This window comes from Mesoterricola sp. MK458 (assembly GCF_055384935.1).
On record NZ_AP045075.1, the window covers coordinates 1,318,031 to 1,332,544 of the forward strand.

Annotated in this window: 13 protein-coding genes, 2 tRNA genes and 1 pseudogene; 8 read left to right on the forward strand and 8 right to left on the reverse strand. The window is 70.1% G+C overall.

Annotated elements, in window-relative coordinates; genetic code table 11:
• Positions 1-4 precede the first annotated feature (4 nt).
• From ACZ5LB_RS05665 to dinB, 3 genes are all read right to left on the reverse strand, one after another.
• Positions 5-2,263, reverse strand: a complete 2,259-nt coding sequence (locus ACZ5LB_RS05665) for an exo-beta-N-acetylmuramidase NamZ domain-containing protein (RefSeq protein WP_464605194.1) — start codon at positions 2,261-2,263, stop codon at positions 5-7.
• Positions 2,264-2,409: 146 nt separating this feature from the next.
• Positions 2,410-3,132, reverse strand: coding sequence for an iron-sulfur cluster repair di-iron protein (ric, locus tag ACZ5LB_RS05670; RefSeq protein WP_464605195.1), 723 nt, complete (start codon positions 3,130-3,132; stop codon positions 2,410-2,412).
• Positions 3,133-3,515: 383 nt separating this feature from the next.
• Positions 3,516-4,631 carry a DNA polymerase IV gene (gene dinB / locus ACZ5LB_RS05675; protein ID WP_464605196.1) on the reverse strand — a complete coding sequence of 372 codons (1,116 nt, stop codon included), beginning with the start codon at positions 4,629-4,631 and terminating at the stop codon, positions 3,516-3,518.
• Between the two features lie 171 nt (positions 4,632-4,802).
• On the opposite strand from dinB, the gene ACZ5LB_RS05680 reads away from it, so the two are divergent.
• Together ACZ5LB_RS05680 and ACZ5LB_RS05685 are read left to right on the forward strand one after the other, a co-directional pair.
• Entirely contained in the window at positions 4,803-5,492 is a 690-nt protein-coding gene (locus ACZ5LB_RS05680; RefSeq protein WP_464605197.1) for a DUF6515 family protein, read from the forward strand.
• 62 nt (positions 5,493-5,554) lie between these two features.
• Positions 5,555-6,565, forward strand: a complete 1,011-nt coding sequence (locus ACZ5LB_RS05685) for an alpha/beta hydrolase family protein (RefSeq protein WP_464605198.1) — start codon at positions 5,555-5,557, stop codon at positions 6,563-6,565.
• 499 nt (positions 6,566-7,064) lie between these two features.
• On the opposite strand, the gene ACZ5LB_RS05690 is transcribed toward ACZ5LB_RS05685, so the two are convergent.
• The 3 genes and pseudogenes from ACZ5LB_RS05690 to ACZ5LB_RS05700 form a co-directional block, all read right to left on the reverse strand.
• Positions 7,065-7,283 carry a hypothetical protein gene (locus tag ACZ5LB_RS05690; protein WP_464605199.1) on the reverse strand — a complete coding sequence of 73 codons (219 nt, stop codon included), beginning with the start codon at positions 7,281-7,283 and terminating at the stop codon, positions 7,065-7,067.
• 58 nt (positions 7,284-7,341) lie between these two features.
• Positions 7,342-7,668 (reverse strand): annotated as a pseudogene (locus ACZ5LB_RS05695) (transposase); the annotation flags it as partial.
• 163 nt (positions 7,669-7,831) lie between these two features.
• Positions 7,832-7,906: transfer RNA gene (locus tag ACZ5LB_RS05700), tRNA-Cys, on the reverse strand.
• A gap of 149 nt (positions 7,907-8,055) precedes the next feature.
• Here ACZ5LB_RS05700 and ACZ5LB_RS05705 point away from each other — a divergent pair.
• Positions 8,056-8,304 carry a hypothetical protein gene (locus ACZ5LB_RS05705; protein WP_464605200.1) on the forward strand — a complete coding sequence of 83 codons (249 nt, stop codon included), beginning with the start codon at positions 8,056-8,058 and terminating at the stop codon, positions 8,302-8,304.
• 177 nt (positions 8,305-8,481) lie between these two features.
• Positions 8,482-8,628, forward strand: a complete 147-nt coding sequence (locus tag ACZ5LB_RS05710; RefSeq protein WP_464605201.1) for a hypothetical protein — start codon at positions 8,482-8,484, stop codon at positions 8,626-8,628.
• A 36-nt stretch (positions 8,629-8,664) separates the two neighbouring features.
• On the opposite strand, the gene ACZ5LB_RS05715 is transcribed toward ACZ5LB_RS05710, so the two are convergent.
• Both ACZ5LB_RS05715 and ACZ5LB_RS05720 read right to left on the reverse strand, forming a co-directional pair.
• Positions 8,665-8,739 (reverse strand) — tRNA-Gly (locus ACZ5LB_RS05715).
• 36 nt (positions 8,740-8,775) lie between these two features.
• Entirely contained in the window at positions 8,776-9,162 is a 387-nt protein-coding gene (locus ACZ5LB_RS05720) for a Fur family transcriptional regulator (protein WP_464605202.1), read from the reverse strand.
• Positions 9,163-9,293: 131 nt separating this feature from the next.
• Between ACZ5LB_RS05720 and ACZ5LB_RS05725 the strand changes: the two genes are divergently transcribed.
• From ACZ5LB_RS05725 to ACZ5LB_RS05740, 4 genes are all read left to right on the forward strand, one after another.
• Positions 9,294-10,967: a two-component system sensor histidine kinase NtrB gene (locus ACZ5LB_RS05725; protein ID WP_464605203.1), complete on the forward strand. Its 1,674-nt coding sequence runs from the start codon at positions 9,294-9,296 to the stop codon at positions 10,965-10,967.
• Positions 10,968-11,110: 143 nt separating this feature from the next.
• On the forward strand, positions 11,111-11,596 hold the full coding sequence (locus ACZ5LB_RS05730; RefSeq protein ID WP_464605204.1) for an LSm family protein: 486 nt from the start codon (positions 11,111-11,113) through the stop codon (positions 11,594-11,596).
• A 2-nt stretch (positions 11,597-11,598) separates the two neighbouring features.
• Entirely contained in the window at positions 11,599-12,687 is a 1,089-nt protein-coding gene (locus tag ACZ5LB_RS05735; RefSeq protein ID WP_464605206.1) for a PdxA family dehydrogenase, read from the forward strand.
• Positions 12,684-14,513, forward strand: a complete 1,830-nt coding sequence (locus ACZ5LB_RS05740; protein WP_464605207.1) for a PAS domain-containing protein — start codon at positions 12,684-12,686, stop codon at positions 14,511-14,513. The genes ACZ5LB_RS05735 and ACZ5LB_RS05740 overlap by 4 nt, the downstream gene beginning before the upstream one ends.
• Position 14,514: the final 1 nt, after the last annotated feature.

The window sequence follows — 14,514 nt, forward strand, 5'->3', positions numbered from 1 at the left end:
TCCATCACGGGTAGAGGAGGAACGGCGCGCGCCGCTTCAGGAAGGCGGCCCGGGCCTCCTCCCAGCCCCGCACGGCGTCCCGGAAGGGCCTGCCCGCGGCCAGCGCGGCGAGGGTGGCGTCGTCCCGCAGCAGGCGGTTGAACTTCTCCAGGTCGAAGGCGTCGCCGTAGAGGCGGCGGAGGGTGTGGGCCACCGCCAGCCCCAGCTCCACGGGCCGCAGTGCGTCCCGGTCCGTGAGGAGGATGCGCACGCCGCCGCAGTCCTGGTCCTTGAAGACGCTGGCCGTGGGCCGGAACCGCTCGGGCACGAAGCGCACCCCGGGCAGGCCCAGCCGGTTGAGTTCGTGGGCCAGGACGCGGTCGTCCACGTAGGGCGCGCCCAGCACCTGGAAGGGCGCCGGCGTCCCCCGGCCGACGCTGACGGCCGATTCCAGGAGGCCCACGCCGGGGTAGAGCGCCGCGGCGTCCAGGTTGCGCATGTTGGGCGAGGGGTCCGTCCAGGGCAGGCCCGTGGCGTCGAACCACAGGCCTCGCCGCCAGCCGTCGGCCCGGATCACCTCGACCTTGGCGCCGGGCTTGAGTTCCGCCCGGAACATCAGCGCGAGCTCGCCCACGGTCATGCCGTGGCGGATGGCCACGGGATGGCAGGCGGTGAACCCGGGCTGGGAGGGCACCACCGGGCCTTCCACCCGGTCCCCCCGCACCGGGTTGACCCGGTCCAGCACGATCAGCCGCACCCCCGCGTCCGCGGCGGCCTCCAGGCAGCCCTTCAGGGTGGCGATGTAGGTGTAGAACCGGCAGCCGATGTCCTGCACGTCGAAGACCAGCGCGTCCAGGCCCGCCAGGTCCCCGGGCGCCGGGGCGCGCTTGCCGTCCTGGTAGAGGCTGATGACGGGAAGGCCCGTGCGGGCGTCCACGGAATCCGGGATGCCTTCCTGGTCGAGCTGGCCGCGGATGCCGTGCTCGGGGCTGAACAGGCGCTCCAGGCGCACCCCGGGAGCCGCCTTGAGGACGTCGGCGGTGGCCCTGCGCCGGTTGTCGATGCCCGTGGCGTTGGTGACCAGGCCGATGCGCAGGCCCTTGAGGGCGGCGAAGCCCGTGCGCTCCAGCACGTCGATCCCGTTGAGCACGGTGGGCACCTCGCCCTTTTCCCGGGGAAGGATCGTGCCTTCGGGCCGCCGCGTGAGGCCCGCGGCGCGGGCCGCCAGCGTCCCCACCTCGTGGTACAGCTCGCGGGTGACGCCCTTGCCGTCCGGGTGCAGGCGCGTGGTGAGCAGCACGAAAAAGGTGCGCGAGGCCGGATCCACCCAGAGGGCCGTGCCCGTCCAGCCCGTGTGCCCATAGGAGCCCAGCCCGAAGAGGTCGCCCCGGGGCTTGCTGAAGGGGGAGTCCAGATCCCAGCCCAGCCCCCGGCGCTCGAACACCGTGGCCGGCGTCTGGACGCTGCGCATCATCGCCAGGGTTCCGGGCCTGAGGACGGGCCCGCCGTCGAGCAGGAAGCGCGCGTACTTCGCCAGGTCGGAGGCGGTGGAGAAGAGCCCGGCGTGGCCGGCCACGCCGCCCATGCGCCGCGCCGTGGGATCGTGCACCACGCCCCTCAGCATGGCGCCGTGCTCGTCGCGCTCGGTGGGGGCGACGTTGGCCGCATCCGGGTGGAAGGTGGAATGGGTCATGCCCAGGGGCCCGAAGACCTCCCGGGCCGCGAAGGCGTCCAGCCCCTGCCCCGACACGCGCCGGACGATCTCGCCCAGGAGGATGAAGTTCACGTCGCTGTAACGGAATTCCAGGCCCGGGGGCGGATCCGGCCTGCAGGCGCAGGCGCGCCGGATGCCTTCCTCGTGGCCGCTCCAGGGATCCGTGAGCGCCACGTCGGGGATGAGGCCTGAGGTGTGCGTGAGCAGGTGGCGCACGGTCACATCGGAAGCGGCGAATTCGGGGAGGTAGTCGCGCACCGGCGCGTCCAGGCTCACCTTGCCGCGCTCCACCAGCACCATCACGCACGGCAGGGTGGCGACCACCTTGGTCAGCGAGGCCACGTCGAAGACGGTACCTTCGGTCATGGGCTCCACCGAGGGCCACAGGGCCCGGTCGCCCTGCGCCCAGTGCGCGTCCCTCGAGCCGGCGCCCACCCACAGCACCGCCCCGGGCGTCACGTGGCGCGCGATGGCTCCGTCCAGGGCGGCCCTGAGGTCCGCGAGCCCCTTGGGATCGAAGGCCTGCGCGTTCAGCACGAAGGCGGAAAGCAGGATGACCATGATTCGCATGCCCCAGCCTAACCGAAGTTCCCCGCGGCCGTCCCCGGAACATGGGCCTCCGCGGCGTCGATTCGCCTGAGAAAAAACCGCACCCGGCAGACCCGGTCTTCCTGGCCGCGCCGGCGCGGGGGAGCCCCAGGGGCGCCCAGGGCCCGTCAGGCCTTGGCCGCCTCCATCTCGGCCGCCCTGGGGAACAGGATGTGGCTCTCCAGGTAGATGTGCAGGTGCAGGTCCTCCTCCAGGTTCTGGAGGCCCATGAAAAGCGACCGGTAGCTGCCGCAGGCGTCCTCGGGGAGCTCGAACGCGTTCGTGAGTTCGCGGATCTCCCGCAGCAGGTCGCCGGCGGCCTCGTGCTCGCCCTGCATGACGCTGATGGGGCCGCGCACGCTGCCGAAGCAGGTGTCGCAGGCGGGCGCGCCGGCCTCCATGCCGCGGATGAAGGGGAACAGGATCCGCTCCTCCTTCTCCAGGTGCGGCATGAGGTCGTCGTAGAGCGCCGTGAAGAGCCGGGCCACCTGCGCCAGTTCCGGGTGGTTGGCGCCGTGGACCCGGGCCACCTTCTCCATGAGCGGGGCCACGCGGTTCAGCTCCTCCCGGGTGAAGACGTGGTGGGTCGCCTCGATGTGGGCGATGAGGTCGGTCATGCTGCCGGCGGCCAGGACCTTGGGGTCAAGGGGCTGGGAGGCCGGGGCCTCCAGCCCCTCCAGGGCCGGCAGGATCTCGGAAACCTGGCGCCCGGCGTGGGTGCACGCCTCGGCGAGGCTGCGGTGGCCGCCGCAGCAGTAGTCGATGTTGTGGCGCTCGAAGAGGCGCATGGTCGCGGGGTGTTCGAGGACGATGTCGCCGATGCGGGTCTGGCTGGTGATGGTGCTGGACATTGGGGGTCCCTCCGCAGACGAATATCCGACCCGTTCAGTCAACTTGCCTTGACGGAGATCAAGGGCGATTCTCCGAACAGGTTTGACCCCGCCCCCGATCCGCCCAACGCAGCCGACCGAAATGAACACAAGCTATTTTATATCAATTCTTTCATCCTGTTTATCCCCGTCCATCCCCTTCATCCCCGGCGAAAACACCGCAGAAATGGGTCGGCGCATCCGTTACCCGATTGCCCCGACCCATCCCTGCTTTTTCACTGGCCGGGGATGAAGGGGATGGACGGGGATGCGGGGGATGAAAGGCGATATGGCTGAACCCGGTTTCCGCTTCGAACGTTGGAGCCAGGTCGTCGCTCCGGCACCGCAGCCTTGGGCCGCCGTGATCAGAACAGCGGCCTCGGGGCCCCCTCGGCCACGGGCTTGACCAGGGACCCGGCCCGCACCCCCAGGAGCCGCAGGCGGCGGTCGAAGGTCACGCGGCGGAGGCAGTCCCGGGCGGCGTCCCGCAGGCCGTCGGCGGAGGCCACGGCCCAGGCCAGCGTCACGTCCCGGGACTGGATGGAGAAGTCGTCGAAGCGCAGCTTGACGCCCACGGTCCGGGCGGCGAGGCCCTTGCGCTCCAGGTCCTGGGCCAGGCGTCCGCAGAGGTCCAGGAGGATGCCGGTGAGGCGCTCGCGGTCCTCCCGCGGGTGCAGGTCCCGCTCGAAGGTGGTTTCCCGGCTCATGGACTTGGCTTCCCGCACGATGGTGAGGGCCCGGCCGTCGCGGCCGTGGGCGGCCTCGTGGAGCCAGGCGCCGTAGCTCTGCCCGAACCGCCCCAGGAGCTGTGCGGGATCCGCCGCCGCCAGGTCCCCGATGGTGCGGATGCCCATGGCCCCTAGCTTTTCGAAGGCCTTGGGCCCGATGCCGTTGACCGCCGAGGCCGGCAGCGGCCAGATGCGCGTGGGGATGTCCTCCAGGCCCAGGATGGTGACGCCGTCGGGCTTCTGCAGCTCCGACGCGATCTTGGAGAGGAGCTTGTTGGGCGTGATCCCCACCGAGCACGTGAGGCCCGTGGCGGCCTTCACGGCCTCTTTTAGCCGCCGGGCCAGGTCCTCGGACGACCCCGCCACCCCGGTGAGGTCGATGTAGATCTCGTCGATGCCCCGGTCCTCGATGAGGGGCGCGATTTCCGCCACGGCGGCCTTGAAGGCGCGGGACACGCGGGAATAGGTCTCGTAGTCCCCCGGCAGCAGGATGGCGTCCGGAGCCAGGGCGGCGGCCTTCATGAGGCCAATGCCCGAGCGGACCCCGAAAGCCCGCGCCGGGTAGGTGCAGGTGGTGACCACCCCCCGCCCCCGGTAGTCCCGCAGGCGCTGGAACCCCTGCTCCCCGGGGCGCCGCCGCCCGCCGATGACCACGGGAAGGCCCTTGAGTTCGGGAAACTTGAGGAGCTCCACCGACGCGAAGTACGCGTCCATGTCCAGGTGCGCGATTCGCCGGGGAGCGCCGGTATCCATGGTTTCTGTGGGGTGCATAGGGTCGGCCCCGGAGGGAATGACGAAATTATAGCGAACCGGCGCCTCAGCTGCGAGGCAAGGATTGAACCCCCGTGGCCTTCACCGCATCTTTGACCCAGGATTCAACCCCCGCCGGACCGAGGGGGTCCAACCAGACGAAAGGAGCGGACCATGGCCACTTCCAGCAGGTTCCCCACCATCCTCCGTTTCGCGGCCCTTTCCCTCATCGCCTGCTCGGCCTTCGCCAGCCAGCCCTGGTTCCGGGGCGGCGGCCATCCGGGCCGAAGCGGCGGCTACCATCCCGGCTACGGCGGCTTCCGGGTCCACCCCGGCTACCACGCCGGCCCGGGCCTGCGCGTCTACGGCACCATGGGCGTCCTCCCCCGGGGCTACGTCACGTACCGCTGGGGCGGCTCCCCCTACTACATGCACGGCGGCCATTGGTACCGCCCCTGGCGCGGCGCCTACCTGGGCTGCTACCCCCCCGTGGGCCTCTACCTGGACCTCCTGCCCCTGGGCTTCGCCACGGCCGTGTACGGCGGGGTGCGCTACTACACCTACGAGGACGTGTACTACACGGATTCCCCGACGGGCGGCTACGTGGTGGCCGATCCTCCCGAGCGGGAGGAGGCCCGAAGGCCCGCGCCCGAGCAGGACGCCCTCCTGGTGAGCCCCCGGGAAGGCCAGAGCGCGGAGAAGATGAAGGCGGACCGTGCCGACGCCCAGCGCCACGCCCGCAAGGTCAGCGGCTACGACCCGGCCTACAGCGACCCCTCCGACCCGGGAACGCCCCGGGCCCGCCGGGCCTACCAGAAGGCCCTGCGGTCGTACCTCGAGGAGCGCGGCTACACGGTGGATTGAGCCCGGGCGCCCACCTCGGCTACCATGGCTCATCCCTCGCAAGATGAGGCCTGGAGGCCGCCATGCTTCGCTCCATCCCCCTCGCCCTGGCCCTCGCCGCGGCCCTGCCCGCCCAGGAGGCGCCCGAAGCCCGCATCAAGCGCCTGGAAGCCCAGGTGGAGAACCTGACCTGGGAGCTGGACCAGGTGCGCAAGTCCGCCGACGACGCCCTCTTCTGGCTGCGCCTTTCGGACGTGGCCGAGGTGGACAAGGTCATCCTCACGGGCCCGCCCAACCCCAAGGGCCAGGAGACCTACGGCATCCGCAACGAGCGCCACCCCCTGCGGATCTACGCGTACACCTTCGTTCCGAAGAACCTGGACAAGGCCCGCAAGCACCCCGCCATCCTCCTCAGCCACGGCGGCGTCCACGCCGACTTCGGCACCTACCACGCCCACCTGGTGCGGGAGATGGTGGCACGCGGCTACATCGTCGTGGCCCCCGAGTACCGGGGCTCCACGGGCTACGGCAAGGGCCTGCACGACGCCATCGACTACGGCGGCCTGGAGAACGGCGACGTGGTGGCCTGCCGCGACTGGGCCGTGGAGGAGCTGCCCGTGGACCCCCGGCGCGTGGCCCTGGTGGGCTGGAGTCATGGGGGCATGATCAGCCTCATGGCCGGCTTCGACCATCCCGAGAAGTTCGCCTGCATCTACGCGGGCGTTCCCGTGAGCGACCTGCTGGCCCGCGTGGCCTACGCCGGCGAGGAGTACCGCGACGACCGGACGGTGCGGACCATGTTCGGGAAGGCCCCCACCGAGGACGTGGAGCTCCTGCGCCGGCGCAGCCCCATCTGGAACGTGCACAAGCTCAAGCTCCCCCTCATGGTCACCAGCACCACCAACGACCGGGACGTGAACGTGGTGGAGGTGGAACAGCTCATCACCCACCTCAAGGCCGCCGGCAAGGCCTTCGAATGGAAGATCGAGCAGGACGCCCCCGGCGGCCACGGCTGGGACCGCATCGACACCAGCTACGCACGAAAGGCCCGCAAGGCGATGTACGACTTCCTGGCCAAGCACCTGGGCCGGTGAGCAGCACGCCGCACGCGGAAACGGACGCACCGCTTTTGCAATGTTTTGGAATCGAGCTACGTGGACAGCCTCCTAGTGACAAGATGACATCTGAAAAGAGGGCGAACCCCCCTGTGGGTGGCAAACCGAGAAAGGCATTGCCGGTCTCACGGTTGGGTTGAGGATGCGATCCGTGGTGTGGTAGATGCCTCCAAGCAAGGCGCCTTCAAGGGCGCCTGGGCCGAACCCAGGCCCTGATGTCGCGGCTGCGCCGGCCAGTCCTCCCGTGATCCCCCATTGGGCCATGGTTTTGGCCAAGTCCATGGGGTTGATGGAGTAGTCATTTGAAGGCCCGGCTTGTGGCCGATACGGATAGGTTGGCGGCGGAGCCATCCCGCCGCGGATCTGATTCAAGGCGTCTTCGGCCAACAAGGAGCCGGAGAAAATCGGCTGTGGCATTTTTACCTCCCTATGCGTTTGGATTGATGCGTTGGAAGTTGACATGTTCGCGGCGTCCTGGCTACTCAGACAATGTCCGGCCGGTGCGCGAGAACCAAGTGGAGCACTCAGGACATCGCCAGTCGCCCCAGAAGAATTCACGAAACGTCCTGGGCAGGCGGAATGTTGGGATGGGAAAATTGCATTTCGGACAATACCGGTCCGCTCGGGCCTTTTCCGCGAGGATGGCCAGGAACCCAATGAATATCCCGATGGCCGCCTTGCGGATGGTCAGATCCATGTCCACCTCCCGCGCATCGAAAGCCCAGGTCACCCCCGGAAATTCCTTCCCGGTACCATCATGTACGGAATGGGCGTGGTAGGTTCCCATTCCGCCACATCCCTCCCAGCCACGGTTGTCCCTGGGGCTCGGCCTTGGGTTCACCCAGGGCCTGCTTGGCCTGCTCCAGCAGCCCTCCGGGCTGTGCCGAGGCGTAGAGGTCGGCGTGCCGGATCTTGCGGAAGCCGGGCGGCAGCACGTGCTGGACCAGGCGGGCCACGAACTCGACCGGAGCCAAGCTCAGGGTGCGGCCAAACTTGCTGCGGAAGGTCACCTTGTCATCGGTGACCTCGACCAGCCGGGAGTTGGCGATGCCCACCCGGTGCGTATAGCGCCCGAGGTACTGGAGGACGTGGCTGGACTTGCGAAACGGCTTCCTGACGTGGGCGACCCAACTCTTGTCCCTTGGGTGGGCCTGGTCTGATTGGGGCCATTAGGAATTGACGCATCCCTGATACAGGACTAATCAAAAGGGCCACCTTAAAAGTGGCCCTAAGTATTGATTCTATTGGAGGCGCCGATCGGAATCGAACCGATGAATGGCAGATTTGCAGTCTGCGGCCTTACCACTTGGCTACGGCGCCAGAACCCTCATGCTACCACAGTCTGGCCGGATCGGCCCTCCCAAAGTCGAGGTCGGGCCCGCGGCGCGGAGGGGGCCGCGTTCCGGGGGGGGGCGGCGGCGGCCGGCGGGACGTATATTGGGGCATCCCCCCGTCCCGATGGAGGTCCCGTGGTCATCCTGGACGTGTGCGGCCTTTGTGGAGGCCTGGGCTTTCTGCGGATCTATGCGGGGGACGGGCGGACCTCGGCCCGGTGCCCGGCCTGCCACGGCGGGGGCGGGGTGGAGCCCTGGCGCCAGGCGGGCGGAACCGGGCGGGAGGGATGGCGGTACGGCCCCACCCGGCGGCGGGACGACGCGGACGTGCGCTTCGCGCTGCGGGTGCGCGCGGAGCGGGAATTCCGGTGGACGAACCGCTGAAGGGACGGCTATGACACGCCCCGGATGGGGAATTTTCATCCGGAATTCACGGTCCGGGCCTCGCGCAGGTGCCCCATTTGCCTAAATTGGGGGAACACCGCAGGCCGGACCGGAGGAGGCGACATGTCGCGAACCGCGCCGCACACTGTCCAATGCGCAGGCTGCCGAAGGATCTTCGTGAACCCGTTCTGGATGCGGGAACGCAGGGAGTACCACGTCACGTACCGCACCAGCGTGTGCCCCCAGTGCATCGACCTGGGGGGCGGCCGGCGGCCCCTGCCCCGGGATTCCGCGTCTCCCCCGAAGAAGGCGAGCCAGGCGTGAAGCAAATCAGGGCCTCCGAAGAGGCCCTGATTTTTCTGGAGCGGGTGAAGGGATTTGAACCCTCGACTTCAACCTTGGCAAGGTTGCACTCTACCACTGAGTTACACCCGCGGGGGAGATTCAAGACTACCACATCCGGCCGGAACGTCAACCCCGATTTGCTTCGCCGCAGGCGGGGCAGATGCCGAAAAGGTTGAGTTGGTGCCGAGTTATGCGGTACCCGCTCATCTTTTCCATGCCGGCCAGGCTCGATTCGATGCCGCAGGCGTCCACCTCAACGGTCCGTCCGCACGACTCGCAGGACAGGTGGTGGTGGTGCGACGAGGAGCGGCACAGGACGAACCGCATCACCTGGTCGGGTCCCTGCAGGCTCTCCGCCCAGCCCTCGGCCACGAAGCGCTCCAGGTTCCGGTAGACGGTGGGCACGCCCGACCGGCCCTTTTCCAGGCGCTCCCAGATCTCCTCCACCGTGAGCGGGCGGTCCGAGGTCTGCAGCACCTTGAGGATGGCCTCCCGCTGCGGCGTCTGGCGCATGCCTGCGGCCCTCAGGGAAGGGGTCTGGGAATGGGCATGCTCGGCGTGCGACATGGTCCCAGGATGCCAAAAAAGGCAGGCTCCCGGATATTTTTCTCTGAAAACCGCGCGGGGGAAGGCATCCTTACCCCATGACCCTCCAGGAAACGGTCCCGAAAGCGGCGAGGGAGAGCGCCCCGCCCTTCCTGCCCCTGGCCTTCAGGCTGGCGGCCTCCTTCGGCCTGGCCGTGCTTCACCTGGCCCTGCCGGGGGAGGCGCCGGGCCCGTCGGAAGGCCTCTACCTCGCCCTGCTGGGCGCCCTGTTCCTGGAAAGCGTCTGGGAGGCGGCGCGGGGGCACAGCCGCGGCGGCGCGCCCTTCGCCCAGCCGGGGCCCGCGTGGATCCGCGTCAACCTCATCCTCGACCTGGCGCTGGTCACCCTCATCATCGCCTTCCACGGCGTGGACCAGGAGCGCCTGGCCACCATCTACATCTTCCCGGTTCTGGCCTCGGCCTTCTACCTCCACATCGCCGAGATCGTGGCGGTGGGCCTGCTCAGCTCCGCGGCCCACATCGCCTGCGTCCTGCTGTTCACCTCCGGCGCCCTGCCGCCCTTCGGCCACTCGGGACCCATCGGGGTGGAGCCCTACCAGATCGCCTACCTCCTGGGCTTCGCCTCCCTCCAGATCTTCGGGGCCACGCTGGTGGTGGTGGTGATCCGCAGCCACATGGAAGGCCTGCGCACCGACCTGAGCCGCAGCGAGGCCGCCGTGGACGAGCTGAGCGCCCTGTACCGGCGGGTCTTCGAGTCCATGTTCTCGGGGCTGATCACCGTGGACCTGCAGGGGCGGATCACGTCGGCCAACCCCGCGGCGGAGAAGATCCTCCATTCCAGCCTCGTCCCGGGGTCGCCCATCGGGCCCGCGGGATTCGGGGACCTGCAGGACCTGGGACACCAGGTCAAGGAGCAGCGCTTCGAGATCGCCTTCCAGGCCGCGGACGGGGAGCGGCGCATCGTGGGCGGCAACCTGGCCCCCCTGCTGGGTTTCGAAGGCGAGCCCACCGGGCACCTCCTGGTGTTCCAGGACCTCACCGAGATCAAGGCGCTGGAGGAGCGCACGCGCATCTCCGAGCGCATGGCCACGGTGGGCGAGCTCTCCAGCGAGATGGCCCACGAGCTGCGCAACCCGCTGGCCTCGATCCTCGGCTGCGTCCAGCTCCTCAAGCAGGGCGAGCGGCCCCGGGCCATGACGGAGCGGGTGCTCACCATCCTCCTGCGGGAATCCGAGCGCGTGAGCGCCATCGTGACCGACTTCCTGGACTTCACCCGCCCCCGGCCCGCGCGCATCCAGCCCATCGCCCTGGACGCCGTGGCCGACGAGCTCAAGGCCAGCTGGGAGACCGACCCCCGCACCGGGGGCCTCGCCCTGGAGGTGGAGGAACCGCCCCCCGCGATGGTGCTGGGCGATCCCGCCTGGGTGCACCAGATCTTCACCAACCTCCTGAGCAACGCCCGCAAGGCCGTGAGGGACGTGCCGGCCCCGGCCATCCGCGTGGGGTTCCGCGTCCAGGGCGCCTCCGTGAGGGCCACCGTGGCCGACAACGGCTGCGGCATGACCGCGGAGCGCCGCCGCACGATCTTCATGCCGTTCTCCAGCGGCTTCGAGGAGGGCACGGGGCTGGGCATGAGCCTGGTGTTCCAGTTCGCCCAGCAGATGGAATGGGCCCTCCAGGTGGAGAGCGAGGTGGGCGCGGGCACCACCGTGACCCTTAAAATTCCGCTTGCCCCGGGAACTTTTTTCCCGCCCGGGAAATATCAATTATGAATTCTCGGAAGTGGCCGGAATACCTTGCCAATTCCCCTGGAAGGTGGGACATTGCCTTTACTTTTTGACGTCGGTCACGGGGTAGGGGAATTCCCCATGAGGATTAACCAACCCTTGCCGTTTTAGCATTTTCAGGATCCACCATGAATCGAAAGCTCATACGTCCCAACCTGACGGCCATCAAGGAAAAAATCGGGCGCACGCCCAAGGCCCCGGCCCCGGCCGATGCCCCCACCGTGGTCAAGCCCCCGGCCGAGGCCGCCATCGCCGGCAACGGCGGGCCCGGGCCCGACGCGGCCAGCCTGCCCCAGGGCACCAGCAGCCCCCGCCGCAAGATCGCGCCCCCCGAACAGACCAACGCCGAGAGCTTCTACTACCTCAAGCAGATGCAGGCCAAGACGCCCATGGTGATCGTGCTCCAGGACGACGAGAAGCTCAGGGGCGTCATCGAGTGGTACGACAAGCACTGCCTGAAGATCAACCGGGTGAAGGAACCCAACGTCGTCGTCCCCAAGCACAACATCAAGTACATCTACAAGGCCGACGAGGAGCCCCGCATCCGCCGCAGCCGCGGGGGCAAGAAGGAAGACGCGTCCTCCCCCGACGTGGAACTGCCCCTCTACGACTGAACATGACGCTTCCCCGCATCGTGGTCACGCTCGGCGATCCCTGTGGGATCGGCCCCGAGCTTCTGCTCCGCACCCTGCCGGAACTGGCCGCGGGCGCCTCCGTCACGGTGGCCGGGGCCCGCGCCGGGGTGGACCTGCTGGCCGGGGGCCCCGTGCCCTTCGCCTGGGAAGGCGACCACCTGGTCACCGGGGGATGCCGGGTTCCCTGGATCGACCCCACCCCGGACATCGGGACGGCCGCCCTCGTCCTGGGCCAGGGCGGCGCGGCCTCGGGACGCGCGGCGGTGGAAGGGGTCCGGGCCGGCGCCCTGCGGGTGCAGGCGGGCCTGGGCGACGCCCTGGTGACCCTGCCCCTTTCCAAGGCCGCGGCCCACGCGGCGGGGTACCCCATTCCGGGCCACACGGAGTTCCTCCAGGCCCTGGCGGGGTCGCCCATCACCCGCATGGCCTTCGCCAGCCCGGGGCTTTGCGTGGTGCTCCACACCGTGCACCAGAGCCTGCGCTCGGTGATCGACGAACTGGACGAAGGCGCGGTGGCCGAGACCCTCTCCTTCGCCGCGGACCGCTTCGGGCAGCTGGCGGGCCGCCCCGGGCTGCGGGTCGCCCTGTGCGCCCTGAACCCCCATGCGGGCGAAGGCGGCGCCTTCGGGCGCGAGGAGGAGCTCCTGGAGCGCGCCCTGGCCCGGGCGGAGGCCGCGTGCCGGGAGGGCGCCTGGTCCCGCGTGCCGTCCCCCTTCCCGCCGGGCCCGGCCCCCGCGGGCTGGGAACTGTACCCGGGCCGGCCCGCGCCGACCGGGGACACGCCGTCGTTCTCCGGACCTCACCCCGCCGACACCGTCTTCCTGCGGGCCTGGCGCGGCGAGTTCGACCTGGTGGTGGCGCTCTACCACGACCAGGGGCTGATCCCCATCAAGGTCCTGGAACCCGAGACGGCGGTGAACCTCACCCTGGGCCTGCCCTACGTGCGCACCTCCCCCGACCACGGCACCGCCTTCGACATCGCCGGACGCTGGAAGGCCGACCCGGCCAACTTCCTGCAGGCCGCCGCGCTCGCGGTGCGGCTCGCGAGCCGCGCCAAGGGGGGCGCGTGAGGACCCAGGACCTCTTCCTGGCGCTGCTCCTGGCCGTCCCGCCCTGGGTGGGCTTCCTCACCTACCGCTGGAAGGGGCGTGTCGGGCTCAGCTACGGCTACTTCCTGGGCGGCATCCTGGCCATCCTCGCCATCCCCTGGCCCGCCCTGGGCACGCGGGGCCTGCCCGCGGCCCACCTGGGCGGGGCCCTGCTGGGCTTCACGTTCTTCCTGCAGGCCAGCCGCGACGGCCGCAACGGCGTGCGGCGCCTGGCGGTGGGCCTGGGCGGGTCGACCTTCTTCGCCTGGCTCCTGGGCACGACCCTGGGGCTGGACATGCGGAGCGTGCCCGCCTTCTGGGGCACCGCCATCCTGGAAGGAAGCCTCTGGCTGCTGCTTTCCGACCTGGGCTACCGCCTCACCCGGGGCCGGTGGCTCTCCATCCGCATGCCCGCGGCCGGCGGCGCCGCCTTCCTGATGGCCACGGCCTGCTTCCACGTGTTCAACCTGGGCGCCCCGCCCCTTTCCTGGACCGCGTCGCTGCTGGCGGGCGTCCTGCTGGGGCTCGTGGCGCTCCACCAGCTGGCCTGGCTCCGGGACCAGGGCATCTGGGTGGAGGGGCGCGGCGACGGCTTCCGCACGGCCCTTTCGGCCCTGGAAGGGGACCGTCCCCCTGAGGGGCCCGCCCTCGCCTACGCCATCGAGGCCCGCCAGCCCATGTTCCTGGTGAACGAGAAGGGCATGCTCCTGGAGACCAACACCGCCTTCAGCCGCCTGGTGGGCCTCCCCCGCCACCAGATGAAGGGCTTCCAGGTCCAGGACCTCTTCCAGGGCCAGGAGACGCCCGCCTGGGACGGCCTGCGGGCCGAGCTGCTCCAGGAATCCCGGGGCCGCGCCGAGGCCACCCTGGTGCGCCGGGACTCCGGATTCCAGACCGTGAGCCTGGAGGCGGTGGCCTTCGACCGGAACATGGCCCTGGTCTGGATCGCCGACACCGGTCCGGGCACCCTGACCCTACGCGGGGAAGGCGTGGTGCCCCTCTACCCCGCGGCCCCGTCCCCCCGCCATGGCGCCGCGCACCGCCTTCCCGCCGTGCCCGCCCTGGAGGCCATGCTGCCCCGGCTGCGGCGGATGCTCCCCGAGGGCGTCACCGCCGCGCTGCGTGTGGAACCCGTCACCCTCCTGCTGGAGGAGGAACCCCTGCGCCGCGCGGCCACCCAGATGCTGCTCCACGGCCGGCAGGGCCTGCGCGAAGGCGTGGTCACCCTGGCGCTTTCGGCCCGGTCCCTGGCCGGACGCCCCTGGGCGAGCCTCGAACTGGAGCTGGCCGGCCCCCCCGCGGACGGGGCGGGCGACTTCCTGGGCCTGAGCTGGCTGCACAAGACCGTCCAGGAATGCTCGGGCATCCTGGAACTGGACCAGGACGACCGCGGCTTCCTCCTGCCCCGGGTGCTCCTGCCTTGCGTGCCCCCGGCGGCCGGGGCGGCCCCCGGGCCCCTGGCGGGCCGGCGCGTCTGGATCCTCCACCAGGACCCGGCCACCCGGGCGGCCCTCGGGGCGGAGGTGGCCGACGCCGGGGGCGCCCCGGCGCCCTTCGGCACGCTGCGCGAGCTCCTGGGGGCCGCCCGGCACCAGGCGCCGCCCGACGTGGTGGTGCTGGAGCGCACCCCGCACCTGGAGCGCTGGCAGGGCCGCCTTTGCGCCCTCGGGGGCCGCGGCCTCCCGGTGGTCCTCCTGGACGACGGGCGCCCCCTGCCCCAGGGCGGGCGCGGCCCCCGGCGCATGGCGCTCCTGGGGCGGCCCTTCCCGGGCCCCGACTTCATTTCTTGTATCCTGGCCCTGTTGTAGG

Bases quoted from the DNA above. Each gene is read 5' to 3' on its own strand.
- ACZ5LB_RS05665 (WP_464605194.1), bottom strand. From the start codon at position 2,263: ATGCGAATCATGGTCATCCTGCTTTCCGCCTTCGTGCTGAACGCGCAG.
- ric (WP_464605195.1), bottom strand. From the start codon at position 3,132: ATGTCCAGCACCATCACCAGCCAGACCCGCATCGGCGACATCGTCCTC.
- dinB (WP_464605196.1), bottom strand. From the start codon at position 4,631: ATGGATACCGGCGCTCCCCGGCGAATCGCGCACCTGGACATGGACGCG.
- ACZ5LB_RS05680 (WP_464605197.1), top strand. From the start codon at position 4,803: ATGGCCACTTCCAGCAGGTTCCCCACCATCCTCCGTTTCGCGGCCCTT.
- ACZ5LB_RS05685 (WP_464605198.1), top strand. From the start codon at position 5,555: ATGCTTCGCTCCATCCCCCTCGCCCTGGCCCTCGCCGCGGCCCTGCCC.
- ACZ5LB_RS05690 (WP_464605199.1), bottom strand. From the start codon at position 7,283: ATGGATCTGACCATCCGCAAGGCGGCCATCGGGATATTCATTGGGTTC.
- ACZ5LB_RS05720 (WP_464605202.1), bottom strand. From the start codon at position 9,162: ATGCGCCAGACGCCGCAGCGGGAGGCCATCCTCAAGGTGCTGCAGACC.
- ACZ5LB_RS05725 (WP_464605203.1), top strand. From the start codon at position 9,294: ATGACCCTCCAGGAAACGGTCCCGAAAGCGGCGAGGGAGAGCGCCCCG.
- ACZ5LB_RS05730 (WP_464605204.1), top strand. From the start codon at position 11,111: ATGAATCGAAAGCTCATACGTCCCAACCTGACGGCCATCAAGGAAAAA.
- ACZ5LB_RS05735 (WP_464605206.1), top strand. From the start codon at position 11,599: ATGACGCTTCCCCGCATCGTGGTCACGCTCGGCGATCCCTGTGGGATC.